This is a genomic window from Enterococcus sp. DIV0806c (assembly GCF_051710905.1).
GTDB lineage: Bacteria > Bacillota > Bacilli > Lactobacillales > Enterococcaceae > Enterococcus_B > Enterococcus_B mundtii.
Window position 1 is genome coordinate 860,847 of the sequence record NZ_JBIOLO010000001.1, and the last position, 25,568, is coordinate 886,414.

At 38.1% G+C, this 25,568-nt stretch carries 25 protein-coding genes, 1 tRNA gene and 1 other annotated feature; of the genes, 23 read left to right on the top strand and 3 right to left on the bottom strand.

Going from position 1 to position 25,568, the window contains the following annotated elements:
• The first annotated feature begins 140 nt into the window (after positions 1-140).
• The 11 genes from IGK77_RS04020 (at position 141) to IGK77_RS04070 (ending at position 11,492) form a co-directional block, all read left to right on the top strand.
• Entirely contained in the window at positions 141-908 is a 768-nt protein-coding gene (locus IGK77_RS04020; protein WP_071866992.1) for an ABC transporter ATP-binding protein, read from the top strand.
• Positions 898-2,958, top strand: a complete 2,061-nt coding sequence (locus IGK77_RS04025; protein ID WP_074800139.1) for an ABC transporter permease — start codon at positions 898-900, stop codon at positions 2,956-2,958. The genes IGK77_RS04020 and IGK77_RS04025 overlap by 11 nt, the downstream gene beginning before the upstream one ends.
• 212 nt (positions 2,959-3,170) lie before the next feature.
• A complete protein-coding gene (locus tag IGK77_RS04030; protein WP_010736035.1) occupies positions 3,171-3,320 on the top strand; it encodes a teichoic acid D-Ala incorporation-associated protein DltX in 150 nt (49 codons plus the stop codon).
• Between the two features lie 10 nt (positions 3,321-3,330).
• On the top strand, positions 3,331-4,830 hold the full coding sequence (dltA, locus tag IGK77_RS04035) for a D-alanine--poly(phosphoribitol) ligase subunit DltA (protein ID WP_074800141.1): 1,500 nt from the start codon (positions 3,331-3,333) through the stop codon (positions 4,828-4,830).
• On the top strand, positions 4,830-6,035 hold the full coding sequence (gene dltB, locus IGK77_RS04040; RefSeq protein WP_074800145.1) for a D-alanyl-lipoteichoic acid biosynthesis protein DltB: 1,206 nt from the start codon (positions 4,830-4,832) through the stop codon (positions 6,033-6,035). The genes dltA and dltB overlap by 1 nt, the downstream gene beginning before the upstream one ends.
• A gap of 27 nt (positions 6,036-6,062) precedes the next feature.
• Entirely contained in the window at positions 6,063-6,296 is a 234-nt protein-coding gene (gene dltC, locus IGK77_RS04045) for a D-alanine--poly(phosphoribitol) ligase subunit DltC (protein WP_071866988.1), read from the top strand.
• A gap of 2 nt (positions 6,297-6,298) precedes the next feature.
• A complete protein-coding gene (gene dltD, locus IGK77_RS04050; protein WP_074800150.1) occupies positions 6,299-7,564 on the top strand; it encodes a D-alanyl-lipoteichoic acid biosynthesis protein DltD in 1,266 nt (421 codons plus the stop codon).
• Between the two features lie 231 nt (positions 7,565-7,795).
• The gene (locus tag IGK77_RS04055) at positions 7,796-8,878 is read left to right on the top strand and encodes a M42 family metallopeptidase (RefSeq protein ID WP_071866986.1); all 1,083 of its coding nucleotides are present in this window, start codon (positions 7,796-7,798) and stop codon (positions 8,876-8,878) included.
• Positions 8,878-9,672, top strand: coding sequence for a DUF975 family protein (locus IGK77_RS04060; protein WP_071866985.1), 795 nt, complete (start codon positions 8,878-8,880; stop codon positions 9,670-9,672). The genes IGK77_RS04055 and IGK77_RS04060 overlap by 1 nt, the downstream gene beginning before the upstream one ends.
• 61 nt (positions 9,673-9,733) lie before the next feature.
• Positions 9,734-10,474 (top strand): MBL fold metallo-hydrolase, encoded by a 741-nt coding sequence (locus IGK77_RS04065; protein WP_071866984.1) that lies wholly within the window; start codon positions 9,734-9,736, stop codon positions 10,472-10,474.
• 13 nt (positions 10,475-10,487) lie between these two features.
• Complete coding sequence (locus IGK77_RS04070) at positions 10,488-11,492, top strand: lipoate--protein ligase (RefSeq protein ID WP_071866983.1); 1,005 nt, start codon at positions 10,488-10,490, stop codon at positions 11,490-11,492.
• Between the two features lie 224 nt (positions 11,493-11,716).
• Here IGK77_RS04070 and IGK77_RS04075 read toward each other — a convergent pair whose 3' ends face one another.
• Positions 11,717-13,549: a hypothetical protein gene (locus IGK77_RS04075; protein WP_074800153.1), complete on the bottom strand. Its 1,833-nt coding sequence runs from the start codon at positions 13,547-13,549 to the stop codon at positions 11,717-11,719.
• A gap of 200 nt (positions 13,550-13,749) precedes the next feature.
• Between IGK77_RS04075 and IGK77_RS04080 the strand changes: the two genes are divergently transcribed.
• From IGK77_RS04080 to IGK77_RS04095, 4 genes are all read left to right on the top strand, one after another.
• A complete protein-coding gene (locus IGK77_RS04080) occupies positions 13,750-14,280 on the top strand; it encodes a signal peptidase I (RefSeq protein WP_071866981.1) in 531 nt (176 codons plus the stop codon).
• A gap of 79 nt (positions 14,281-14,359) precedes the next feature.
• Positions 14,360-15,043 (top strand): O-methyltransferase, encoded by a 684-nt coding sequence (locus tag IGK77_RS04085; protein WP_071866980.1) that lies wholly within the window; start codon positions 14,360-14,362, stop codon positions 15,041-15,043.
• 316 nt (positions 15,044-15,359) lie between these two features.
• A tRNA-Arg gene (locus tag IGK77_RS04090) sits at positions 15,360-15,433 on the top strand.
• Between the two features lie 453 nt (positions 15,434-15,886).
• Entirely contained in the window at positions 15,887-16,237 is a 351-nt protein-coding gene (locus IGK77_RS04095; protein WP_074800156.1) for a hypothetical protein, read from the top strand.
• A gap of 71 nt (positions 16,238-16,308) precedes the next feature.
• Here the strand turns inward: IGK77_RS04095 and IGK77_RS04100 are convergent, their stop codons facing one another.
• Complete coding sequence (locus IGK77_RS04100) at positions 16,309-16,845, bottom strand: TetR/AcrR family transcriptional regulator (protein WP_074800159.1); 537 nt, start codon at positions 16,843-16,845, stop codon at positions 16,309-16,311.
• Between the two features lie 146 nt (positions 16,846-16,991).
• Here IGK77_RS04100 and IGK77_RS04105 point away from each other — a divergent pair, with 146 nt between their 5' ends.
• From IGK77_RS04105 to IGK77_RS04120, 4 genes are all read left to right on the top strand, one after another.
• Positions 16,992-17,597, top strand: coding sequence for a GNAT family N-acetyltransferase (locus IGK77_RS04105; RefSeq protein WP_074800162.1), 606 nt, complete (start codon positions 16,992-16,994; stop codon positions 17,595-17,597).
• A 215-nt stretch (positions 17,598-17,812) separates the two neighbouring features.
• Entirely contained in the window at positions 17,813-18,172 is a 360-nt protein-coding gene (locus tag IGK77_RS04110) for a DUF1304 domain-containing protein (RefSeq protein ID WP_071866976.1), read from the top strand.
• A 123-nt stretch (positions 18,173-18,295) separates the two neighbouring features.
• Positions 18,296-19,930: a SulP family inorganic anion transporter gene (locus IGK77_RS04115; protein ID WP_074800164.1), complete on the top strand. Its 1,635-nt coding sequence runs from the start codon at positions 18,296-18,298 to the stop codon at positions 19,928-19,930.
• A gap of 82 nt (positions 19,931-20,012) precedes the next feature.
• Entirely contained in the window at positions 20,013-20,387 is a 375-nt protein-coding gene (locus IGK77_RS04120; RefSeq protein ID WP_071866974.1) for a MerR family transcriptional regulator, read from the top strand.
• A 70-nt stretch (positions 20,388-20,457) separates the two neighbouring features.
• Here IGK77_RS04120 and IGK77_RS04125 read toward each other — a convergent pair whose 3' ends face one another.
• Positions 20,458-21,102, bottom strand: coding sequence for a uracil-DNA glycosylase (locus IGK77_RS04125; RefSeq protein WP_071866973.1), 645 nt, complete (start codon positions 21,100-21,102; stop codon positions 20,458-20,460).
• A 127-nt stretch (positions 21,103-21,229) separates the two neighbouring features.
• Positions 21,230-21,309 (top strand) — a sequence feature (ribosomal protein L21 leader region).
• A gap of 20 nt (positions 21,310-21,329) precedes the next feature.
• Between IGK77_RS04125 and rplU the strand changes: the two genes are divergently transcribed.
• The 4 genes from rplU (at position 21,330) to IGK77_RS04145 (ending at position 25,551) form a co-directional block, all read left to right on the top strand.
• Entirely contained in the window at positions 21,330-21,638 is a 309-nt protein-coding gene (gene rplU / locus IGK77_RS04130) for a 50S ribosomal protein L21 (RefSeq protein ID WP_019723824.1), read from the top strand.
• A 28-nt stretch (positions 21,639-21,666) separates the two neighbouring features.
• The gene (locus IGK77_RS04135) at positions 21,667-22,011 is read left to right on the top strand and encodes a ribosomal-processing cysteine protease Prp (protein WP_010736012.1); all 345 of its coding nucleotides are present in this window, start codon (positions 21,667-21,669) and stop codon (positions 22,009-22,011) included.
• 12 nt (positions 22,012-22,023) lie between these two features.
• The gene (rpmA, locus tag IGK77_RS04140; protein WP_010736011.1) at positions 22,024-22,317 is read left to right on the top strand and encodes a 50S ribosomal protein L27; all 294 of its coding nucleotides are present in this window, start codon (positions 22,024-22,026) and stop codon (positions 22,315-22,317) included.
• A gap of 378 nt (positions 22,318-22,695) precedes the next feature.
• Complete coding sequence (locus IGK77_RS04145; RefSeq protein ID WP_074800166.1) at positions 22,696-25,551, top strand: sigma-54-dependent transcriptional regulator; 2,856 nt, start codon at positions 22,696-22,698, stop codon at positions 25,549-25,551.
• The last annotated feature ends 17 nt before the right edge of the window (positions 25,552-25,568 follow it).

Consider the following 25,568-nt stretch of genomic DNA (forward strand, 5'->3'; position numbering starts at 1 on the left):
AATTATTTTTTTTTGAATAAAAAAATTGAATAAAAAAATTTCATGGATAAATTTTTCGAGTGGTCAGGTGACAAAATCAAAAGGGAAAAAAGTGAAAGGATGTGCTACTATTCAATTAAGGATAAAGGTGGAGGATTAGCATGAGTAAAATAATCGAAGTAAAACATCTAAGTAAAAGTTATGGAAGTAGTAAATCACCGGTCAAGGTGTTAGACAATGTTTCTTTTTCAGTTGAAGAAGGAGAGTTTATTGGGATCATGGGGCCAAGTGGGGCTGGAAAAACTACTCTGATGAATATCTTATCAACGATCAATTTACCAACGATGGGTAGTGTGATGATCCAAGGGAATGAAATCACAAAAATGAAAAAACATGAATTGAGTGATTTCAGACGAAAAAAAATTGGCTTTATCTTTCAAACGTTCAATCTTATCGATACATTGAATGGTAAAGATAATATTTTACTTCCTTTGGCTATTGAAAATATGGCAAAAGATGAAATGGACCGAAGAGTTTTACATGTTGCCCAGCTTTTAGGGATCGAAGAATTACTAAAACGTTATCCTGATGAAATGTCAGTTGGACAAAGACAACGGATTGCGGCAGCTAGAGCTTTAGTAGTAGAACCAGAGGTGATCTTCGCAGACGAACCAACGGGATCATTGGATTCAAAATCAGCAACAGAATTGTTGAATTATTTAAAAACAGTCAACGAAGTCGAAAAATCAACGATCTTATTAGTGACACATGATCCTTATACAGCTAGTTATTGCAATCGTATTTTATTTATCAAAGATGGTGTGATTTTTTCAGAAGTGATCCGCCGAGGAACGAGAAAAGAATTCTTTGAAAAAGTCATCGACATGCAGGCGACGATTGGAGGAGGCGGTAAAATCAATGCTTTATAAACTAGCCGCAAAAAGTTTTTTTAAACAATCGAGGGGCTACCTTGTCTATTTCTTCAGTTTGACCTTATCGACGATGATCTATTACTCTTTTAGCGCGATGACCTATGACCAATCACTGATTCGAAGGGCAAGTCAAGATGTTTCGATAGATACTATTTTAAAGCTTGGTAGTTGGATCATTACCGTTGTTTTACTCTTTTTCGTACTCAGTGCTAATCGTTTCTTTCTCAATCGGAGACAAAAAGAAATTGGGATCTATCAATTGTTTGGAATCAGTAAATTCCAGATTTCATCGATCTATGTGTTGGAAACGATGACTATTGGTTTTTTTGCTTGTATGTTAGGTATTTTATTGGGAAGTATTTTTTCAAAATTGTTTCAAATGATTTTAGTACGAATGATGAAGATGGATATTACTAGTCGTTTTTTTATTTCTATCCCGTCCATTGTTGAAACCGTCGTGGTATTTTTTGTCATTCTTTCAGCAGTTTCTCTTTATTCACTATGGAAGATTTGGAGTTATCCCATGAATCGTAGTTTTGGGGAAAGAGAACAAGTGGAAAGTTCAATGTTGCGTATTCGCACAAGGCATCGTTTATTAGGCGTAATCGGTCTATTGATGATTTCTAGTAGCTATTTCGCCGCATGGAACTTTAGAGAAACGATTAGTCAGCTATTTGAAAAAAAGGTAAATCTAGGATTAATGATTGCTTTCCCATTTTCGATATTTTTTGTTTGTTTATTAGGAACCTATCTGTTCTTTTGTTATTCTTTTCGCTTGTTGCTCCATTTGTTGAGCGATTCGAGATTCAAGTATCGAGGAACCAATTTTTTATTGATTGGGAACACACAGATCCATCTTTTAAAAAGTTGGCGAATGAATTCGTTAATCACATTAGTTATCGGTCTATCTTTGGCAATGATCGGAGGGATGACTGGTATATCGACACTCATTGCACATCGTGAAGAGATTGCTGCTCCTGTTTCTTATCAATTAGATACTCAGACGGCAAACAAACTTCGACCGATCTTAGCAGAAGAAAATCAGAAGATCACTGATGAATTCGTTTTTCATTACAAAGTAGTAGGTAGCTATTATGACTTGAGCATTGGTTCGGTATCTGCCGGCAATGAGATCAAGCCAGTCAATTTGATTTCTGAAAAAGAGTATCACGCTTTTCGCAAAATCAAACCTAGTCTGCCAGAAATCAAACTTACAGGAAAAAATCATACAGTCATGTTAGATGCAATAGAATCGATGTTTCGTAATTTTTCTAGTTACGGGAAAAAGATCCATCTACCTGGTCAGCAAGAACTATTGATCCAACAGGTGCTTCCGGGATTTCTGGGAGATGAAGATATGACCTATTATGGACCGACCTTGGTCGTTGATCAAGCGATCTTTGACCGTGTAACTGGATTAGACTTTCAGATCATCAATTGGAATGTAACTGGTGGCAATCAAGAAAAATTGACCGAACGATTAAATGAAGAAGTAGCTACTAATTGGAACCACACGATTTATTATAGTTATGAGATCACCGATCAAGGGATAGTTGGGACGATCCATACCGATGCTTCTAAAGCAGAGGAAAGTGAATACTCAGAAAATAAATTGACAGGTCAAGCTTCACGTTTGAATTATAATGCTCGCTATCCTAGACTGCGTGCCACTGATCGTCAAATTGGAATCAATATCTTTGTTGCCCTTTTTGTGGGGATGATCGTGATCATTGCAACTGGTAGTATCTTGATGGTTCGGCAATTATCCGAAGCTGAAATTGAACGAACCAATTATCAATTGCTGACAAAATTAGGGATTGCTCAACGTAAAACAAATCGGATGATCTATAAACAAAATGCGTTGATGTTTTTTCCACCAATGATTTTGGGCATCACTCATGCTGTATTTGCCATCAATGTGTTTTCTCAATATGTAGAAGGGGCAGACTATTGGTTGGCATACTTTGTCTGTGGCTTATTGATCGTCATTTACCTACTCTTTTACTTTATGACTAGCCGTTTGTATTGTCGGATCATTGAGGAATAAGAAGAATAGAGCAAAAAGGGTATCCTATTCTAGCTGAACGAAAGACAGAATCGAGTTGTACGAATCTATTTTCGTACGGCTCTTTTTTTTTGTTCTCTTTAGTTAGTGACAAAACTGTTAGCTGTAAAGCGCATTCTGTTAGTAAAACAAATGTTTTTTTGTGGATGGAATGAGTAGAATTTGACTAAGGATCTAAATAGGAGGAAAAAGAGATGAAACAATGGTGGCAGCAACCACAGGTTCGATATTGGCGAACTTTTATGCTTCGAACCCTTGTTTATTCTACGATACTATTGTTACTCATTTATTTGTATCATTACAAAAATATTCAAGGTGGAACATTTATATATAACGAATTCTAGGAGGGAAACGATGAAGAAAAAAGGAATCGTGGAAGCGATCGATTTTTGGGGAATAGCAGACCCAGAGAGAATGGCATATCAGACAGCAGAGGAGCGACACACATATCAAGAATTGAAGTACTCCTCAGATGCATTAGGCTATTACTTAGAGAAGCGTTTGACTACGAAAGGGCCAATCGTCGTGTTCGGCAATCTAGAGTTTGAGATGGTGGTATCATTTTTGGGCGCAGTGAAAGCAGGACATGCGTATCTACCGATTGATGCCCATACACCGAAGGAGCGGATCGAAGCGATTTTACGTGTCGCACAACCTAGTATGATCATTAGTTTAAGCGACTGGGAGATTGAGACAGATCTACCAATCATCCAAAAAGATTGTCTACGCTCGATCATCGCCTCGATAGTTGGTTATCCATTTGAGCATGCAGTGAAAGGTGATGAAAATTTTTATCTGATTTTTACTTCGGGCACCACAGGGGAACCCAAAGGCGTGCAAATCAGTCATGATAACTTAGTGAGCTTTGTCGATTGGGTCTTGAGCGATTTTTCAATCAAAGAGGGACAAGCTTTTTTAGCACAAGCGCCTTTCTCTTTTGATTTATCTGTATTCACTTTGTATCCAGCATTAGTTTCCGGTGGGATCATCAAGCCCTTATTTAAGGAAAACGTACAAGATTTTCAAAAACTATTTGCCGTTTTACCACAATTAAAACTGGACATCTGGGTATCAACCCCTTCGTTTGTCGATATTTGCTTGATGGACGCATCTTTTGACGATGGACATTTACCAGAACTGACTACGTTCATTTTCTGTGGCGAAGAATTGACGAAAAAAACGGCGCAAGCGTTACTCGAACGGTTTCCTTCAGCCAAAATTTACAACACGTATGGGCCGACAGAAGCGACAGTAGCCATCTCTAGTATATTGATCACAAGAGAAGTATTGGCTACGTATGAGCGTTTACCAATTGGCTATGTCAAGTCTGATACTACTGTATCCATTTTGAAAAATGGCGAAAGTGATCATGGCGAGATTTTGATTAGCGGTCCTAGCGTGTCAAAAGGCTATTTGAACAATCCTGAGAAAACAAAAGAAGTGTTCTTTCAAGTAACTAGGCATCAAAACTATCGAACAGGAGATGCAGGATATTTAGCAGAGGACGGTTTGCTTTTTATTGAGGGAAGAATCGATCAACAGGTGAAATTACATGGTTACCGCATTGAATTAGGTGATATTGAACATGCGTTGCTTAAAGATGAACGAATCAAACAAGCAATCGTTGTGCCCAAATATCAAGGATCGAAAGTCCAACAATTAGTGGCGTTTGTTGTACTGAACCAAGCGATTCCGGATACTAATTATCAGTTGATACGTTCGATCAAACAAAGGTTGACCGATTTTCTAATGGACTATATGATCCCACAAAAAGTGGCGTTTATTGACCAATTGCCACAAACGAACAATGGGAAAATTGATCGAAAAGCATTGACAGCTGAGGTGAATAGGTGATGAGTCTCCCACATATGATTCCTTATGCGGAGCCGTATTATTTTCTATTACTGAGTTTTGCGTTAGCGCCAATCATTTTTTCTCTACTATTTTTCCAGAAACGTTTAGGAACTTATCAAGTTCTTGTAACTTTCTTTTTCTTGTTCATCAGCTTTGGAGGAACGTATTGGCAACAAGGACTTGCTTTGATTGGCTATGTGGTCTGGCAAAGTATACTTGTTTGGTGTTATTGCACTTATCGAAAAAAAAGAAATCAGAGTGTATGGTTTTATCTAGCGGTAGTTCTAGCAATTCTACCTTTAGCGATTACGAAAGTCACACCATTTCTAACATCTGGTAAGGGATCACTGCTTAGTTTTCTGGGTATTTCCTATTTAACATTCAAATCGGTACAAATGATCATGGAAATGAGAGACGGTATGATCAAAACCTATCATCCTTACCGTTATATTCAGTTCTTGTTGTTTTTTCCAACCATTTCTTCAGGACCAATCGATCGTTATCGAAGATTTGAAAAAGATCAGCTCCAACCACCAACAAAGGAACAATATCTGGAAATGTTGGAAAAAGGGGTCCATCATTTGTTTATGGGTTTTTTATACAAATTCATCATCGGTCATTATCTGGGACAGGTACTGTTACCCATCGTATCAAAAGGTGCCTGGGCTCATGGCGGAATCTCATGGTGGCTATTGGGTTACATGTATGTCTATAGTTTGTATCTCTTTTTCGATTTTGCTGGCTATAGTTTGTTTGCGGTTGGTACGAGTTATTTGATGGGCTATGATACCCCGATCAATTTCAACAAACCATTTTTAGCTTGGAACATCAAAGAGTTCTGGAATCGTTGGCATATGTCTTTGTCCTTCTGGTTCAGAGATTACGTGTATATGCGGTTGATGTTCTTCTTGATGAAGAAAAAATGGTTCAAGAGTAGGATCGTGACTTCAAATATCGGATACTTTGCATTGTTTCTATTGATGGGTGTCTGGCACGGTTTGACATGGTACTACATTTTGTATGGTATCTATCATGCAACGCTGATTTGTGTGACAGATGCATGGATTCGCTACAAGAAAAAACGGAAGAAAAAACTTCCTTCCAATCGCTTGACCCACGCATTTTCTGTTTTCATGACGTTTCAAGCAGTATGTGCTAGCTTATTGATTTTTTCAGGATTTTTAGATCAACTATTTTTTAAATAAATGACGAGTTTAAAGGAGAGAATAGATATGGAAGAACAAGTTTTAACGATTTTAGCAGAGATTACAGGTACAGATGAAGTGAAAGAAAATAAAGAAATCGATTTGTTTGGTGAAGGTTTATTGGATTCACTAGGATCTGTTCAATTATTAGTTGAGCTGGATGGACAACTTGATGTACAAGTTCCTGTCTCAGAATTTGACCGAGAAGAATGGGCAACACCAAATAAAATTATTGATCAAATCAACGAATTGAAGGGATAACGATGAAGAAAAAGCTGTTTGCGATTTTTGGTCCAGTGATATTTGCGTTTATACTGATTGCGATTTTTTTCACTTCATCTTATCGCGTGAATGTAGCTGACCCAGAAATCATTCATAGAGCAGCCAGTTCGATGTCAGACAACGTCTTACGAGGGGATGTAATCAAAAATACAGCTTTTACTGAAAAAAAGTATGTGCCTTTTCTTGGTTCAAGTGAATTGAGTCGGATCAGTCCTTTTCATCCTTCTGTTTTAGCCCAGAAATATCAACGGAGCTACGAACCATTTTTATTAGGTGCCCCTGGGACTCAATCGCTGAGCCAGTTCATGATGATGCGCTCAGCTAGTAAGGATCTCAGAAATAAAAAAGTAGTGGTCATCGTGTCTCCTCAGTGGTTCGTAAAAGACGGGGTGAAGGAAGACTATTTCAGTACCCACTATTCAGAGTTACAGACATTGGATTGGCTGTTTTCAATAAAAAAAGTGACCGCTTCAGATCGCTATTTCGCGCGACGTTTATTAAGTTTTCCAATCGTTTCGAAAGATGAGGACATCACGCGGATTTTAAGTACAGTACAAAAAGGAATCAAACCCAATGATAAAGAATTAGCAGGCTTGGAAGATAAATGGAACATCTTGAAGCGTGAGGATGAATTATTTAGTGGGATTGGTTTGACGGATAAACAAAAACAGATCGATCAAGCGACTAAACCATTACCGACGAGCTATGAAAAAGAACAACTAAATAAGCTCGCTACGCAGATTGGTGCTAGTAAAACTAAGAATAATCCTTTTGCTCTAAAAGATGATTTCTACAATACCCGAATCAAACACCATTTAGATGAGTTGAAAGACTCACAGAAAGACTGGGATTATCGTTTTTCAAAGGAATATTCTGATTTTCAATTATTATTGCAACAACTAGCAAATGAACATACTGAAGCACTATTCATTCTTCCACCAGTGAATGAAAAGTGGAGTGATTATACTGGTTTGTCTCAAGAAATGTTGCAAGGATTTGCCAAAAAAGTCAAGTATCAATTAAAGAAACAAGGATTTCAACATATCGCAGACTTAACCAAGATGGCTAGTGTTCCCTATTTTATGGAAGATACGATCCATCTTGGTTGGCAAGGCTGGTTGACTGCAGATCAGTACATCCAACCCTTCTTAGAAGAGGAGCAGCCAGTGAGTCATTATCAGATGGACGATGCTTTCTATAGTAAAGATTGGCAATTGCAGACCCCGGATACACTACCAGAAAAATAAGTGATGCATTTGAATCAAAATAAAAGTCGAATAAAGAAATGTGAGGAATGACCTGTAACTTCCAAATAAAGTGGATGTTATGGGTTGTTTTTGAGATGTTAGCAGATCCAAAAAAACTAAAACGAAGATTGGCTTGATAATAAGACTGCATAAATCAAACAAATATGCTGCCCCAAAATCAGTGAACAATGATATAATTCTACTATTAAGTATGGAAAAGAGGGAAAGCGTTTGAATAAAAATGAAGAACAATTATTGATTGATTTAACAACTGCGCGTGGCGTACCAGGAAATGAAGAAGAGGTACGAAAAGTCTATAAAAAATATGCAGAGCAATTCACAGATGATATTTTTTACGATGGTTTAGGTAGTATCATCGCAAAACATGATTCTGGCAAGGGCCCTAAAGTATTTATCTCCGGACATATGGATGAAGTTGGCTTTATGGTTACAAAGATCACAGATAAAGGATTTATTGAATTTCAAACACTAGGTGGTTGGTGGGGCCAAGTCATGTTGGCACAACAAGTAGAAATCAAGACCCAAGAGGGAAAAATTATCCATGGCGTGATTGGTTCAAAACCACCACATGTCTTGACTGCTGAAGTTCGTAACAAACCGTATGATATCAAAGATATGTTTATTGACATCGGTGCGACAAGCAAAGAAGAAGCGACGAAATGGGGCATTCGTCCTGGTGATATGGTCACTCCTTATATTGAATATCGTCGAATGAATGATGGAAAATTCTTGTTAGCAAAAGCATGGGACAATCGTATTGGGACAGCTGTTTCTTTACGTGTACTTGAAAATCTAGCAAAAGAAGGACATCCGAATGTCTTATTTGCTGGAAGTGATGTACAAGAAGAAGTTGGTTTAAGAGGTGCGCGCACAAGTACTCATTTGGTTGACCCTGACATAGCGATTGCTTTAGATACAGGTACTGCTGGAGATACACCAGGGATGACACCGAAAGAGGCAGATTCAGTTTTAGGTAAAGGACCACAAATCTTGATTTTCGATGCTTCGATGATCCCACATAAAAAATTATTGAATTTTGTGATCCAAGTGGCAGAAGAAATGGCTATTCCATTCCAATATACTGTCATCACCGGTGGGGGAACAGATGCGGGCCAAATGCATGTGTCACGTAATGGTGTGCCATCTATTGCAATCACTGTCCCCGTTCGTTATCTGCATTCACATACATCGATCATCCATGAAGAAGATTACTTCAATACAGTGAAGTTAGTTACTGAAGTAGTCAAACGTTTGGATAGTGAAAAAGTAGCAGAAATCAGGAGCTATGAGTAATGAAGAATGTTTCTGAATATCGAAAAAAAGCCCGGGCATCTTTAGAAGGACAGTGGGGGATCAATGCTTGGATCATTTTCCTTTCAGTCTTTATTGGGTTGATCATCCAGCAGCTTTTTGTGGGCATCTTCCCAACAGATAGCACACAGGCAAACATACTCAATTTTTTGATCCAACACGTACTGATCTTTGCTTTTACTTATGGGGTCTATTATATCTCGTTAGTTGTGGTCAGAGGTGGGCGAGCAAAATCTAATCTGTTGTTTGCTGTTTTTCAAAAAGAATATTTTGTATCGATTCTGCTTATCAATCTTTTAAATACCGTATTCAATTGGTTGATCAACGGTATTATACTTTTGCCTAGTTTTTTGATAGGCGGGTTCAATACGTATATCAATTTACTTTTCAATGGAAATGCTTCACCACAAGGGATGATGAATGATTTTACGATTGATCTGAGTTTTGCAATCTTTACAACTTTACTATTCGTCGTGTCGCTATTTGTGATGACGATCGTTGCAGGATTGTTCCAATTTGCTGCTTGGACAAAGTTTGACTATCCGAAACTGACAGTTATCCAAAGTTTGAAATATGCTTGGTTTTTATTAAAAGATCGTATTGGTACCTATCTTCTCCTACAACTTTCTTTTATTGGTTGGTATATTCTCGGATTTATTGCGCTATTCTTTGGTTTACTCTGGGTGATTGCTTACGTCAATGTGTCGATTGCACAGTTTTACGAACAAGCCCGTATTGAAAAAGGTAGCCCAATGGAATACTTTAACTTAGGATAAGCAGTTTTCCTTATGAAAATAAGAAATTGTGGTAGCATAAGTTTTTGAGGGGGAATCAGTCATGAAATTAACCGTTTTAGGTTGCTTAGGTGCATATCCTTATAAAAAACAAGGAACGACGAGTTATTTGTTGCAAGCTGATCAATTTAATTTGTTGATTGATGCAGGGAGCGCAACGCTTGTGAAATTGGAAGACCATCTTGATCCGCTTGCTTTAGATGCTGTGATCATCAGCCATTATCATCATGACCATATCGCAGATCTAGGTGTCTTGCAATATGAGTGGCAATTGCATCCAAACAGAGATCAAGAAAAGATATTACCAATCTATGGACATACGAAAGATGCCAGTCATTTTGAACAATTGACAATGCCGGGAGTGTCCCAAGGGGTGGCATATGATCCAACCCAAGAACTTGAAGTCGGACCATTTTCGATCACTTTCTTGGAAACGATTCACCCAGTGGTTTGTTATGCCATGCGTATTGTCGAAAGAGCCACCGGAAAAGTATTTGTTTTTACAGGAGATTCTGGCTATTTAGAGAGTTTCATCCCATTTGCTAAAGAGGCGGATCTCTTTTTGGCGGACACGTATCTTTTTGCAGGAAATGAGCGACATAAAGCGCATTTCACTTCAAAAGAATCCGGGGAGATCGCAAAAGCGGCAAAAGTCAAAAAACTGGTTTTGACACACTTGCCACAATTTGGGGACCTAACACAATTAGAGAATGAAGCAAAAGAAGCGGCTGGAGAAGAAATCGAAGTTGCTTTAGCTGAAGTCGATAAAGTGTTTGACATATAGGAGGACGAGCAGAATGATTTTTGTACCAAATGAAAACCATGATCCAAGAGTGAATTTAGCAATTGAGACCTTTTTACTGCAAGAGATGCCATTAGAAGAACCAATCTTGCTGTTTTACATCAATGAACCGTCAATCATTATTGGTCGAAATCAAAACACGATTGAAGAAATCAATCGTGAATATGTTGAAGAGCATGGCATCCATGTGGTACGTCGTTTAAGCGGTGGTGGGGCTGTGTATCATGATTTTGGTAACTTGAATTTCAGTTTCATCATGCCAGATGATGGGGATTCGTTCCGTGACTTTGCGAAGGTGACTAAACCAATCATTCAAGCGTTACACGAATTAGGTATTTCAGGTGCCGAATTAAAAGGACGTAATGACCTGGTGATCGATGGCTTGAAGTTTTCAGGGAATGCTATGTATGCTACAAATGGTCGAATGTTTGCACATGGAACGATCATGTTCGATTCAGACATTGATGAGGTAGTCAATGCGCTTAAAGTCAAAAAAGAAAAAATCGAATCTAAAGGAATCAAATCGATTCGTTCGCGAGTTACAAATATCAAACCATTCTTACCTGAGGAAAAACAAGGAATGACAACAGAAGAATTTCGTGAAGACATTCTTTTGAAAATCTTTGGGGTGTCTTCAGTAGAAGAAGTAAAAACTTATGAATTGACAGAAAAAGATTGGGAAAAAATCAATCAAATTTCTGAGCAGTATTATCGAAATTGGGATTGGAATTATGGAAAATCACCGGATTTCAACTTTTCACGCCAAAAACGCTTTTCAATTGGCTCGATCGAAGTACATCTGAATGTCTCAGAAGGGATCATCGAGGATGTAAAAATTTTCGGCGATTTCTTTGGTCTAGGAGATATCAAAGATGTTGAACAAGTGTTGACAGGGTTAAAATATGATAAAGCTACCTTACAAGACGCAGTGGAAACGATCGATATCAAGAAGTATTTTGGTGCGATCGAAGCACAAGATTTATTGGAGTTATTGTACTAAATAAGGTTGTGCCAGAAGCGTCTTGACCTAGGAAGTAAGATAGAAAATTGAAAAATAGTTTTTCATGTTTTACAATTTTTTAGTTTGATGTTGAATGTCCGTTTCTGGAACATCATTTATTTGGTTGTAGGGGGATAAGATAACTAATGTCCCAGACCTGACAAATCTTGAATAGATCATAAAACCTTCAAAAACAGCCGGTTGACTGCTTTTGAAGGTCTTTTTTAGCCAGGGGATATATTGATTTTTAGGCGATCGACCCACTTATCTTTTTCTTGGATCAAGGTGCTGCTGTATTTTTCGAGCGTGTTCTGGATCATCATCAAGTCATACTGTTCCTGTCGTATCAATTCTTCTGTCACATCTTTTGAAAAAATATTTTTCTCATAGTGTGTACTGTGCTCACAGTGGATCTGGATGTGAGAATTGATTTCTTGGATCGATAAATAGATTTCTCGATGCAAAGGATTTTCAATGGCTTGTGTTTCGCGAAACGAGTGCTCTAGAATATGGATGAGTAATTGTGTGAAATCTTCATCATGGATCGGTAAGGAAGCTGGGATATGGGTGTGAAAATCAACCTTGATATTCTTTTTAGCAGCGACTTCTTGATATCTAGCCAAAATCAAATTTGTTAGTTGGTGACCTGTCGGAAAAAGAGACAAATCCAATCGTCTTGTTTCGTCTACGATCCGTTCTAAGTAAGTTTTCGCTTCGGCTTGTTCATTTTTATCAATCAATTGACTCAGTTCTTCCATTTGTACAACAAAGTCATTTTTTGCTTGATCGATTTGTTGGATCTGTGCTTGGATTTTTGTATAATGTGTTTCGATCAGATCTGTTTTAGTTTGTAAGAAAAGCCGTTCTTTATGGTAACTATCGATTTTCATGATATTCTCCATGATGTTGTATCCGACAATAACAATCAGGAGAATCGCAAATAAGAGCGTGGACCAGTTGATGATCGAATGCCCGATCCCTAAGGCAGTTTGAATATAAAACATACAATGAAAGATAGCGATCAAAACGATCCAAGGGCTACATACAGTGAAAAAACGATTTTGTTTATATGCTTCACCGATACTTGCTATAGAAGTAACTAAAGTGCTTACAACACTAACAACACTAGCAAAGGGCATCAATTCGGGTAATTCAAAATCTGAAAATAATGCATAAATTAAGATGTTGGCAAAAACAAATGTTTGGAAATAGCAGAAATAACCATACCATTTCTGATAGTTCGTCATTTTGGACTGATAGTAAAAAATAATCAGTATAGAAGTCAAGATTGCAAATAAGTGTGAAAAAATCGAATGTACGATTGGTTCAAAAAGAACACCGCTCAAGATATCTTCCGAAATCGATTCAAATCCAAGCACGAAAGAAAATAGGCTCAAAATCAATAATGAACGATCTAATCTATTATGCCTGTAGAGAATATAGCTAGTCCAGATCAATAATCCGATGGCAATGACGAAAGCCAAGATCATCGCGATGACTTGTGGGATCGATTGTGAAAAAATGAAGCTGATCATTGGACTGGTAGTTCCCAAATAAACTTTGGGTGTCAGACCAGCATAATTTTGATAAGGCGAGGAAACAACGATTTTCAACGTCTTGCCCACATAGGATTCTGGTAGATCGATGATCGATAAAGACAATCCAGGATTGTTTCGTGCGCTTTCTTTGGAGCGACTGTAGAGTAGCGTGTCATCTAATGAGACACTTAGCCATTGATGGTTGCCTTTGATCAAGAGATTGGCATCCGCCAATTCTTTATGTAGAGTAGTTTCCATTATAAATGGTTCATTCTTGTCGATGGACGGCATGTAGTCGATATGGTTACTGTCGAACTGAAAATAAGGATCATGCTCGGAATAATAGACCCATGAATCATCAATCTGAGACATTTGTTTATTGTCAATTGGTGTGAAGAGGTAATGAAAAAAATAAGCGATACTTATTATAAATAACGATGCAAATATAATAAGTATGCTCCATTTGATTTTCGTATAGAATGGTATAATTTTATTACGTCCGTTATTAAAAAGAACCATAGACAAATCTCCTTTAATAAATTATCTAATTCCAGAGTAAACTTTTTTCATTTAACAGTCAATTTTTAGGTATTTTTATAGTTTTTTTGTTCGTTTCTTTATTTTTTTATAGAGAATGCTCAAACTGAGTATTAATATTGTAAAAAAAATTACGTTATTATATTATAGATTTAATAAAATGTTTCTTAAGGAGGTTCAATGTGCCTATCTATAAAAAAATAACTTTTTTCAGTTCGATTTCGTTAGTGGTTCTTCTAGCAATCATTTTGTGTGTCGTGCTGCTCCCTCGAGTATTTGGACTGACACCGCATATCATTGATGATCAAGCGATGGCATCGTCTTATGCAGAAGGAAGTCTGATCTATGTACAGAAAAGAAAGACAGATACGATTTTAGTTGGAGATGTGATCACCTACTATGAAAATTCAGGTAAACATATCGTGACAAGAAGGGTCGTTGCTATTGAAGATCAACACCAGTATTTTTACACGAAAGCTGATGGAAAAACGCAAATCGAAGTTGAAGCAGTACGAGATCGTAATATTATTGGCACGCCTGTATTCAAGATCCCGTACATAGGGTTATTGTTCTCACGGCATGCGTTCAATTGGATGAAATGGGTATTCTTAGGAATCGCTGTATGCTTGTCTTCCATTACAGCTTGGCATACCTACCTTGAACTGAAAAAACGCCGAGAGAAAGAAACTGATTTTTTTTCTGACATGCAATAATCATATTTTTATTTACCAGCTTCTCCCTCTTGTCGAAAGATAGGTTTCTTCGTATAATGTTTGGAAGAGGAGGGGAAGTATGCGTAACGAAATGATGCATCGTCCCGTTGTAAAAGAAGAGTTATTGGATTTTATGCGGACAAAACAAAAACAGTTAACTGGAGAATTGGGGAAAGTCGAAGAGGAAGCACATGCGGCGGAAGTGCCGATCATTCCTCATGAGACGGTCGTCTTTTTGCAGTTTTTATTAGGACAGATCAAACCAAAAGAAGTACTTGAAATCGGAGCTGCGATTGGATTTTCATCTAGTTTGATGGCGCAAGTTATTGGAAAAGACGGTCATGTGACGACGATCGATCGCTTTGACGTAATGATCAGAAAAGCGAAAGCGACGTATGAGCGTTTAGAGATGACGGATCGAGTGACATTATTGGAAGGCCAAGCGGCTGATATTTTGCCAACATTGACTGGTCCTTATGACTTTATATTTATGGATAGTGCAAAATCAAAATATATCGAATTCTTGCCTGAATGCCTTCGTGTGTTGAAAAAAGGTGGCGTCTTGATGGTTGATGATATTTTTCAAGGAGGGACGATTCTTCTGTCAGATGAAGAGATCCCAAGAGGAAAACGAGCGATCCATCGTAAATTGAATGAATTTCTACGCGTGGTCATGGAACATCCGGATTTGACCTCTACGTTGTTACCTTTGGGTGATGGTGTGATTTTGATCACGAAAGAGGCAGAAACGATCGACTTATAATTGCCAGATTTTTTAGCAAAGATTCAAAAGAATACTAGCTAAGTCGATTTCATTGATAGCAAGGCAGAGGTTGAAAGTAGGGAATCAATCCAATCAAGTTCTGCCTTACTATTTTGAACGAAACAGACGTTCATGTTCCATGTTAAAATGACAAGTCGATCGCAGCAAAAAAGTACAATATGAAAATAGTGGCTGTATTTTTATAGTGAAATCTGTAAGAAAAAAGTACGATAAAAATTTTTGTTTCATAAAATAACTATTTTGTATTGACATAAGCTCTCAATTTATCTATAATTATTTTTGTTCCGCTAAAGCTGTCATAGTAGCTCAGCTGGATAGAGCATCCGCCTTCTAAGCGGACGGTCGGGGGTTCGAATCCCTCCTGTGACGTAAAAAACCGTTAGAAACTTTTGTTTCTAGCGGTTTTTTTGTAGATTGTGCCAAATTTGTGCCAACCAAAATGTTAAAAATCCTAAGAGTATGAATATGATGATTTTGTTTCTAAAGCATGTCAGTTAAAGACTTTGCTACAGTTTTTTCAATTTCCACGGTGCATGATTAAGTGCTTGCCGTAAAAAAAATATTTGGGAATGTGTTCCTAAGAGATAGTGTAAGATATGGAATAACGTGAAGTAGTTTTCTGTCAATTAGAAGTCTTTTTTTTGTCGCTCACTTTTTCTGAAATACCTTCATTTGATTAATCTAGGAAAATCAGACATCTATGATAAAATAAACTATCAAAAGAAACTATCAAAAGAAACTGTCTGATCAGATAGTGTGACCAACGTTTCTTAAATTGAACATCGAACGGCATATTTCAGGAGAGGACAAAGGAAAAGACGAATGTTAATCACAAGAAAATGGATGGATCGTTTGACGCGTCCATACGAGTCACAGGGAATGTTTCGCTGCTTTGCGGAATCTCAGAGTATGGACAGTGTCAGTAGTAAAGCAATTCTATTGATTGATGAGACAAAAGTGACGATTTTGTTTTTGAATTTTTTTCAAACAAAAGTCATTGATCATCTCACGTATGAGCGAACAGTGATCGAAGAGGAACAAGTAGCATTAGGTGGTGGATTATCCGTGGTCTGGCATTTTTCCGCTGGTAGAAAGCACTGGCGGTTTCGTATTATGAAAAAAATCATCCCTTTAGGTGATGAACAAAGAGAATTTTTGACGCAACTCGAGTAAGGATATCACTTACGAAAAAAAGAAGAACACTAGCAACGATAGTGTCGTTGCATAGTCGTTCTTCTTTTTTATTAAAACCGTGTGATGATGTCGTCTAAAATAGCAATCAATTCTTCTTTCTCCACGTTTAAATGACCATTGATCCATTCGGCTAAGACGCTAGTAGTTCCGGAAATAGAAAAAAGGACTTCTACTTTATTTTTGATATCTTTCATATCTAATTGTTCTTCGTCCATGACTCTTTTTATCAGGATCTGTGTAAGTTGGACAGAGAGTTCATCATCCATGAAATCATTGAAGAAAAAGTGAAAAACAGCTTTGTTCTCATCTACATGATTGACTAAAGTATGGACGAATCGGCGAAAGTCATATTGCTCTTTGTTGGGGTAAGTTTGATCGAAGATATCTGTCAGTGTACAAATCGATTCTTCAATGATTTTTGAACGCAAATCATAGATATCCTCATAGTGAGTATAAAACGTCCCTCTTCCGATATCTGCTTGTTGTGAAAGCTCCGCAATCGTGATTTTATTGATGGGTTTTTCTTTCGTTAAATCTAAAAAGGCTTGTTTGATTGCTTGCTTCGTTCGGGTGCTTCGACGATCCATATGTATCTCCTTTTTTAGACAGTATCTTCCTAAGTGTTCATTATTGAACAGATGTTGAATCATTGCCTATAGGAAGTCGCTTTTTGAGTAATTATAATAAAGTTACGTAAAGAAATAAAGTTTTGATTCAAAAGGAGTAGATGGATATGGAAAAATTAACGATTCGTTCAATTGATAGAAAAGACTTAAATAAAGCAAGTGAATTTGCAGCACAAGGGATGAATTTTTCGAGCTATACAGAAAATCCTATCGCACTTTATCTCTATCGTCAGTATGCACTTACAGGTGCATTGATGAAATCAACAGTCACATTAGGTGCGTATCTAGACGGTCAATTTGTCGGCTTTCTTTTTGCTCGCTTCGATGGGGAAACGAAAGTATCTGTTTCATGGGGAAGACGCCTGTTTATCAACGTAGTGGAAAAATTGATGGGATTGACCGGCTATCAAGATGCAATAGGTATTTATGATCAAGCCAATCAAACAATGTATCATGAATTTGCATCTAATCATCCAGAAGGCGAAGTCACTTATTTTGCCGTTGATCCCACATTGAAAGGTAAGCGGATTGGCTCACGCTTGTTAGAAGAAATAGAGAAACGTTATAAAAATAAGCGAATATTTCTCTATACAGACTCTAACTGCAACTACCAATTTTACTTAAAAAAAGGATTCACCATTTTTGGTCGCCAACCAATCGATCTAGGTGGAGGAGAATCAATGACCTGTTACTTACTAAGCACCACCGTATGATCGAAAACTCTAGTGATTAGACGACGTATAACGTTGACTCAGTGATGAGTCGGCGTTTATTTGTATTTTTATACGCTTGATTTGTAAGAGTAAGTTGCAGAAAAAAAACAACAGTTCCTTTATAATCAAAGAGAGATCGTTTTCGTTTGGTCAATCACAGCAATGATCCAGCTAAAAAAACGATCAATCACCGGTTTTAGAAAGGAAGAAAATAGATGACATTATTATCTCAAATTTTAGTTACACTTGTTGCCTTGGAATTTCTTTATATCATGTATATTGAAACTTTTGCGACGGAATCTGCCACAACTAGTCGAGTATTCAACATGCCGAAGGAAGAATTACAACGTCAGTCGGTACAGACTTTATTTAAGAATCAGGGGATCTATAATGGTTTACTTGGTGTGGCATTAGTATACGGTGCTTATTTTTCAAATGCACCAAAAGAAATCACGGGACTATTGCTGATCTATATTTTACTTGTAGCTGCTTATGGTAGCTTGACTAGTGATCGCTTGATCATCGTCAAACAAGGTGGGTTAGCAGCGATTGCACTCATTACATTATTCTTTTAGGATATAATAGAAAAACAGCTGAAAAAATTATGAAAGTTTGTGAAAAAACTTACTTTAATCAACAAAATATGCTATCCTGTAACGTGCATTTCATCAATTTTTTATGAAAATGGGGTAGTAGTGTTGTTAAAGAATTATATTGGTTTATTGAAAAAAGAATTTTCTGGTTATAATCTTTCGGTATTTCAAAAAGATTTATTGGCAGGTATTACAGTCGCGGCGGTTGCTTTACCACTCGCTTTAGCCTTCGGTGTTTCAAGTGGGGCAGATGCAGCTGCTGGTCTGATCACTGCTGTAATTGCTGGTCTAGTCATTGGTGGTTTATCTGGTGGGTTCTATCAGATTTCTGGTCCTACTGGCGCGATGGCAGCAATCTTGATGTCGATTGCCGCAAAACAAGGAATGCAAGGTGTCTTGCTGGCTACTTTTTTGGCTGGAGTTCTTTTACTCGCTGCGGGTGTCTTGCGATTAGGAACGCTGACTTCATTTATCCCTGCACCTGTCATCACAGGGTTTACCTCTGGTATTGCAATCATTATTGCTTTAGGTCAGATCGATAATTTATTCGGTGTTCACTCAGAAGGGGCCAATGTGATGGAAAAATTGGCTAGTTATCAAAACTTAGGCTTTGAAATTTCTTTGCCAACGATTTTAATGGGGAGTTTGGTCATTATTGGGATGCTGATCTATCCTAAAAAATGGGGGCAAAAGATACCAAGCTCATTGTTGGCAATCATCCTCACAACTACGTTGATGATGATCGTTGATTGGCCAATTGCGACCGTAGGGGAAATTCCCCAAACATTGATCAGTAGTAACCGTTTGGTACTTGGTGATTTTAGTTTGTCAGCGATCCAAACAGTGATTGTACCAGCAATCAGCATTGCACTGTTAGGTATGATCGAAAGTTTGTTGTGTGGTGCCTCGGCAGGCCGAATGGCGAATTGTCAGTTAGATAGTAATCAAGAGTTAGTAGCACAAGGAATTGGTAATCTACTGTTACCATTTTTTGGTGGGATTCCAGCTACAGCAGCCATTGCTCGAACGAGTGTCGCAATCAAATCCGGTGCTCAAACCAGAGTAGCTGGAATGACCCATGCAATCGTATTGTTTCTATCCATGCTTATTTTTGCACCAATCATGTCGAACATTCCGATGCCAGCATTAGCAGGCGTATTGATCGTCACTGCTTGGCGTATGAATGAATGGGAAACAATCAAAGAACTATTCGCTAAAAGATACTGGTCAGCGCTTCTTCTATTTTTCTTGACGATGGGGTGTACAGTGATTTTTGATCTTAGTATTGCGATCGTTATAGGAATTATCAGTGGGTGTGTATTTTTTATTGTTAAGAGTGCAGCCATCACGATCTCAGTGGAGGAAATCGACTGGCAGCGAATGAGTTTGCCGGAAACGAAAAAGTTGGATAATTGGGCAGTTGTTTATATCAGTGGTCCTTTATTCTTCATGTCCGCCGAACGATTGAAAGCGACGTTAACAGAATTAACAGATAAAGAAGGAATCATTTTTTCAATGCGCGGGGTGCCAAGTATTGATTTGACGGCGCAAAGTTTATTTGAAGAATTTCAAGAAAAAGCTGCTATAAAAGAACAAACGATTATTTACACCTCGTTACAACCAGAAGTGGAAAAGCAATTGCAACATCTTTGGGAAAAACAAAAGACAGAACAACATCTTACGGTGGCTCATGCGCTGGCCTCTTTACACAAACAAACTATGTTAGATAGTGAAATATAGTCAGTTGGTTCGCTAAAAAAATTGTGACTGCCGCCTGTTCTAAGGTAAAATAAGTTTATAGACGTTTGGGAGGTAGGAATGGATGAACATCAAACAAGTGAGTGAAGAAAAAGGAATCTCTGCGGATACGTTACGCTACTATGAACGAATCGGTTTGATCCCACCGGTGAACCGAACAAACGGAGGTATCCGGGATTATACTGAAGAAGATTTACGTTGGGTCGATTTCACCTTATGTATGCGTAGTGCGGGTTTGTCGATCGAATCTTTGACTGAATATATTCGTTTATATAGCGCCGGTGATGAAACAATCCTTGCTCGTAGGGATCTTCTTATGGAAGAAAGTGAACAATTGGCAAAAAAAATTGCAGAGATGCAAGCTTGTCAGGAACGTCTCCAAAAGAAAATCGCGCGTTATAATCAAGACTTAGTCAAAGGAGATCCAATCTTAGTTTGATCTAGTCGCTAAAACTAAGAACCAACCAATCGATCATGATTTGTGAGACTGGTTGGTTCTTTTGCTGTCTTTACTTTTTTTCAGCAAGTATTTTTCCAAGTTTTTGCCAATCTTCTAAAATCGTTTCTGTCAGCGTTCGATTATAAAAAATGGCCGCTGGGTGGAAGAGTGGAAGAACACGATACTGTTTAGTGGAAAATTGATAAGCATCATGCGGTGGATTTAACTCTAAGACTGGTCCGGTATATAGTTTTCCGTGATTTTTTGAAATTGTATAGCCATTACCTAATAAACGTTGCAGTCCAATATTGCCTAGCGTGGCAATCAAAGAGGGCTGTATATGTTGTAGTTCGTAATCTAAGATTGGTGCATGAGCAAAAACTTCCGTTTTACTTGGCGTTCGATTCGGATAAACGATCTCTGATTTTTTTGTCCGTCCATTGATGCGTTGGACGATTCGATAAGGACGGCTTCTGACAGCGCTAGTAATATACACTTCATCCCGAGATAACCCGACTGATTTTAGTGCATTCATCAACTCTTTGCCAGCTTGGCCGCTAAATGGAATGTGATTCTCAATTTCTGTTTTACCTGGGGCTTCGCCAACTAACATCAATTTGGGTCGGATAGGGCCTTGTCCAGCGACAAATCCTTCCACGCGGTGTCCTTGAATACGCCGAGTTGCTTCGTCAATCAAATGTTTTGGGTAATCCATAGTATCAACTCCTATTCTCATCCATTATAGAAAGAAATCGTTCAATTGACGAATGATTGGCAAAATAAAAAAGTTGTTGACTAATATAGTAGGATTTGTTATTCTAGTAATGTTGTAATTGTGGTCTCCACAGCTACAACCGCACAGAATGAGTTTGATTAAGTACAGGACACCCTGTCACTCTGGATGGCGAGTCTAAGTATGAAAATAAGGAGGTGCTTTAAAGCATGTACGCAATTATTAAAACAGGTGGTAAACAAGTAAAAGTTGAAGTTGGACAAACAATCTACATCGAAAAACTTGACGTTGAAGCAGGCGAAAAGGTTGTATTTGACGAAGTTATTTTAGTAGGTGGCGAAACTACGAAAGTAGGCGCTCCAACCGTTTCTGGTGCAACAGTTGAAGGTACAGTTGAAAAACACGGCAAACAAAAGAAAGTCGTTACTTTCAAATACAAACCTAAAAAACACTCACACCGTAAACAAGGTCACCGTCAACCATACACAAAAGTGGTTATCGACGCGATCAACGCTTAATCTGCGTTTGAGAAAGAAGGCCTAAACAATGATCAAAGGGACATTTAAACGAAATGACGCTGGTCAAATCGTTTCATTTACTTTGACTGGGCACGCTGATGCCGGTCCTTACGGAAGTGATATCGTTTGTGCAGGTGTTTCTGCCTTAGCGATCAGCACTGTCAATGGGATTTCATCATTAGCTGGTTTTGAACCGATTGTTGACATGAATGAAGAAGAAGGCGGCTATTTGTACGTCGAAGTAATTTCACGATTGACACAAGAGCAAAACAATATTGCGGAAATCTTATTGGAGAATCTCCTATTAGGTTTACAATCGATCGAAGCTGAAAACCCAGAATATATCCAAACAAAAACAATTAATGATAAATAGGAGGTGCAGACCATGTTGTTAACAATGAATCTACAATTATTTGCCCACAAAAAAGGTGGCGGTTCTACATCTAACGGCCGTGACTCAGAATCAAAACGTCTAGGTGCAAAACGTGCTGACGGACAAACAGTTACAGGTGGATCAATTCTTTACCGCCAACGCGGAACAAAAATTTATCCAGGTGTGAACGTAGGTATTGGTGGAGATGACACTTTATTTGCTAAAGTTGACGGTGTTGTTCGTTTCGAACGTAAAGGCCGCGACAAAAAACAAGTGTCTGTTTATCCAGTAGCTCAAGAAGCTTAATGAACAGTTGGCTCTATTCCTTGCCTAGCGAGGGATAGAGTTTTTTCATTTTTTCTGAATTACTAATGATTTCCGGCTCAAACAGAGTCAGGCTTTTTTGCGTTGGGAGAATGACTGGCTGTAAAAATAGTTGGTTTACTATTTTCGCTAGTTCTAACTGGAAAAGATATCCCGCAAAGTAAAAAAGAGATAATCGTTTTCTGTTATCTGAAAAAATAGTACACGTTTAGACTTGTCTAAATTGCTTAATAAATAAACAACAAATGTTCTTTTTTTGTTTTGAGCGTGTCTTGTTTTCTTTTTGATATAAATAGTTGACGAATAGTGATTAAATCAATAGTATTAGGTTTTAAGGACAAGAGAAGAGGGGCGAAAATATTGGCAAAACGAATTGACCGAATTTATACGTATGTCAAAGAAAAGACCGCTCATTTATCTATAGAAGAAAATGATCAAGGTGTAACGACCCAAGAGATTGCGGAAGTTTTGGGTATCCAGCGTACTAATAGCAGTAAAGATCTCAACAAATTGGTGCGTGAAGGAAAGTTGAAGAAAACCGATGGTCGTCCGGTTCGGTATGTCTATCAAGAAAGTCCAATCATTGAAAAGCCATTATCCAAATACGTACCTAGTTATAAAGAAGAATTGACTCACGTGAAAAAACCGAGTCTTCAAGTAGATACGAAAGATATTTTTGCCAAAATCATTGGAGCGAATGGTAGTATGAAAAACTCAGTGGAACAAGCAAAAGCCGCCATTTTGTATCCTCCCAGAGGGTTGAACTGTTTGATCACTGGACCGACTGGTTCTGGAAAGACTTATTTTGCTCATGCGATGTTTCATTTTGCTAAAACCAACCATGTGGTGGAAGAAGACACAGAGTTGATCGTCTTTAACTGTGCGGACTATGCTAATAACCCTGAATTACTGATGAGTCATCTTTTCGGGTATGTCAAAGGTGCGTTTACAGGTGCGGAAGAAGAGAAAATGGGAATCATTGATCAAGCGGACGGCGGGATGCTTTTCTTGGATGAAATTCATCGACTTCCACCTGAAGGACAAGAAATGATTTTTTATTTTATGGACCATGGTACCTATAGCCGATTGGGCGAAACAACGAAATCTCATGAAGCGAATGTTCGGATCGTCGGTGCAACGACTGAAGATCCAGGTTCGGCACTACTTGAGACATTTGTGCGCCGTATTCCGATCAATATCAAGTTACCTGCTTTTGATCGACGTCCAGCGAATGAAAAAATCGATTTAGTCAAGATCATGATTGCTCACGAAGCGAATCGTACGCAAAGAAAAATTTCTTTAACAGAAGATGTTGTGAAAGCGCTAATAGGCAGTGTTACTTATGGAAACATTGGACAGTTGAAGTCGAATATCCAATTGGTATGTGCGCGAGGATTTCTAAACCATATGAACAAACCTGAAATATCGATTACGATCGATGATTTAACTGAAGGGATTCGTAGTGGGTTGATTCAACTAGCAAGTAATCGAAAAGAGATGGCAGAGTTATCCAAGATACTTGATCCTAAAATCACCGTTTTTCCGAACGATGATGTGATGCAGTTACAGGCAGACTCCTATGAGTTGCCTTATAATCTTTACGACATTATTGGTGATAAAGCTGCTTTGCTCAAGTCAGATGGTTTGGACCAAGAAGCAATCAATCATTTTATCTCAACAGATATCAATATCCATTTAAAGTCATTCTATAAAGATCACGGTTTTTCATTTAATGCAGATAATAAGTTGGCGGAATTTGTCGATCCTAAAATCATTGAAGTAACGAATCAGATTTATCTCATGGTGAAGCAATCTTTGCCATACGAGTTTCAACAAAATTTTATTTATGCGATGAGTCTGCATATCAGTTCTTTTCTAAAACGAATCCATTTAGGAGAAGAACGGCATACGAATGATAATATCCGAGAAATGGCCATTGATTTTCCTGAGGAATACGCACTGGCGAAAGAAGTACGGCAACATATCGAAATGTATTTCCAAGTGGAAATCCCAGAAAGTGAAGATTACTATTTGACTGTATTGCTTGTTTCATTACGAGCCAATCAAGCAAGTGGTCGAATCGGGGTCGTTGTGGCTGCACATGGCAATAGTACCGCAAGCAGTATGGTCCAAGTGGTTCAACAGTTGCTAGATGCGGATAACGTCCGAGCGGTGGATATGCCACTAGACATGGACCCGAAAACTGCTTTAAGTCGGATTGAGCGTAGTGTGCAAGAAGTAGATGAGGGGAGTGGAACAATTCTTCTGGTGGACATGGGTTCGCTTGCGTCTTTCAATGCTCAGATACAGCAAGATACGGGTATCCCTGTCCGAACAGTCGATATGGTCACGACTTCTTTAGTTTTAGAAACAGTACGTAAAGTGTCGGTGTTGGGAACAGATCTTGACTTGCTTTATGAATCCTTGAAGAATTTCCGTGGGTATGCTGAAGTCTCAAGTGGAAATGTTGCAGAAGCGGACGACAAGCAACGAAAAGCCGTAGTGGCCATCTGTGCCTCAGGAGAGGGAACAGCACAGCGAATCAAATCGTTGATCGAGCGTGCAGTCAGTAAAAGACAAGAAGCTCAATTGGAAGTGATTGCTTTGTCTATCGTCGATTTGAAAACTAAGCTACCAAAGATCCAAAAAAATTATCAAATCATCGCGACGACTGGGATCACGGACCCGCATATCGATGCACCATTCATTCCTTTGGAAAGATTTATTGATCAAAACATTGAGGTGATTTTAGATCAATTACTGTTAGAGTCAGAGTTAGATGAAACCGAAGATGTTTTATTAAATGAAGAAACAGCCAAAAGTACATGTGTGTCATTTATCGCAGATAATTTTACATTTATCAATGGAGAAAAGTTAATCGATCCTCTATGGAAATTTGCAGATGGGTTAATGGATTCAGCAAGCATTGATGTAAAAGAATACGGATTTATGATCAACCTTGTTCTACATGCGGCGGGAATGATTGAGCGTGTCATCTTAAATGAACCGCTCTCTTTAGAAAATCAAGATAATCGTTCGATTAAAAACGATCCGCTCTATGTTAAAATTGTTAAGCCACTAAATGATTTAGAAGAAAAGATAAAAGTCAAGTTTCCGTTAGAAGAAGTGTATTATCTATTGAAAATGATCACTAACCATTTAGAGAAAAAAGAATACACTAATGAAGATATACACAAAAACGATACACTATTTTAGTGTATCGTTTTTGTGTA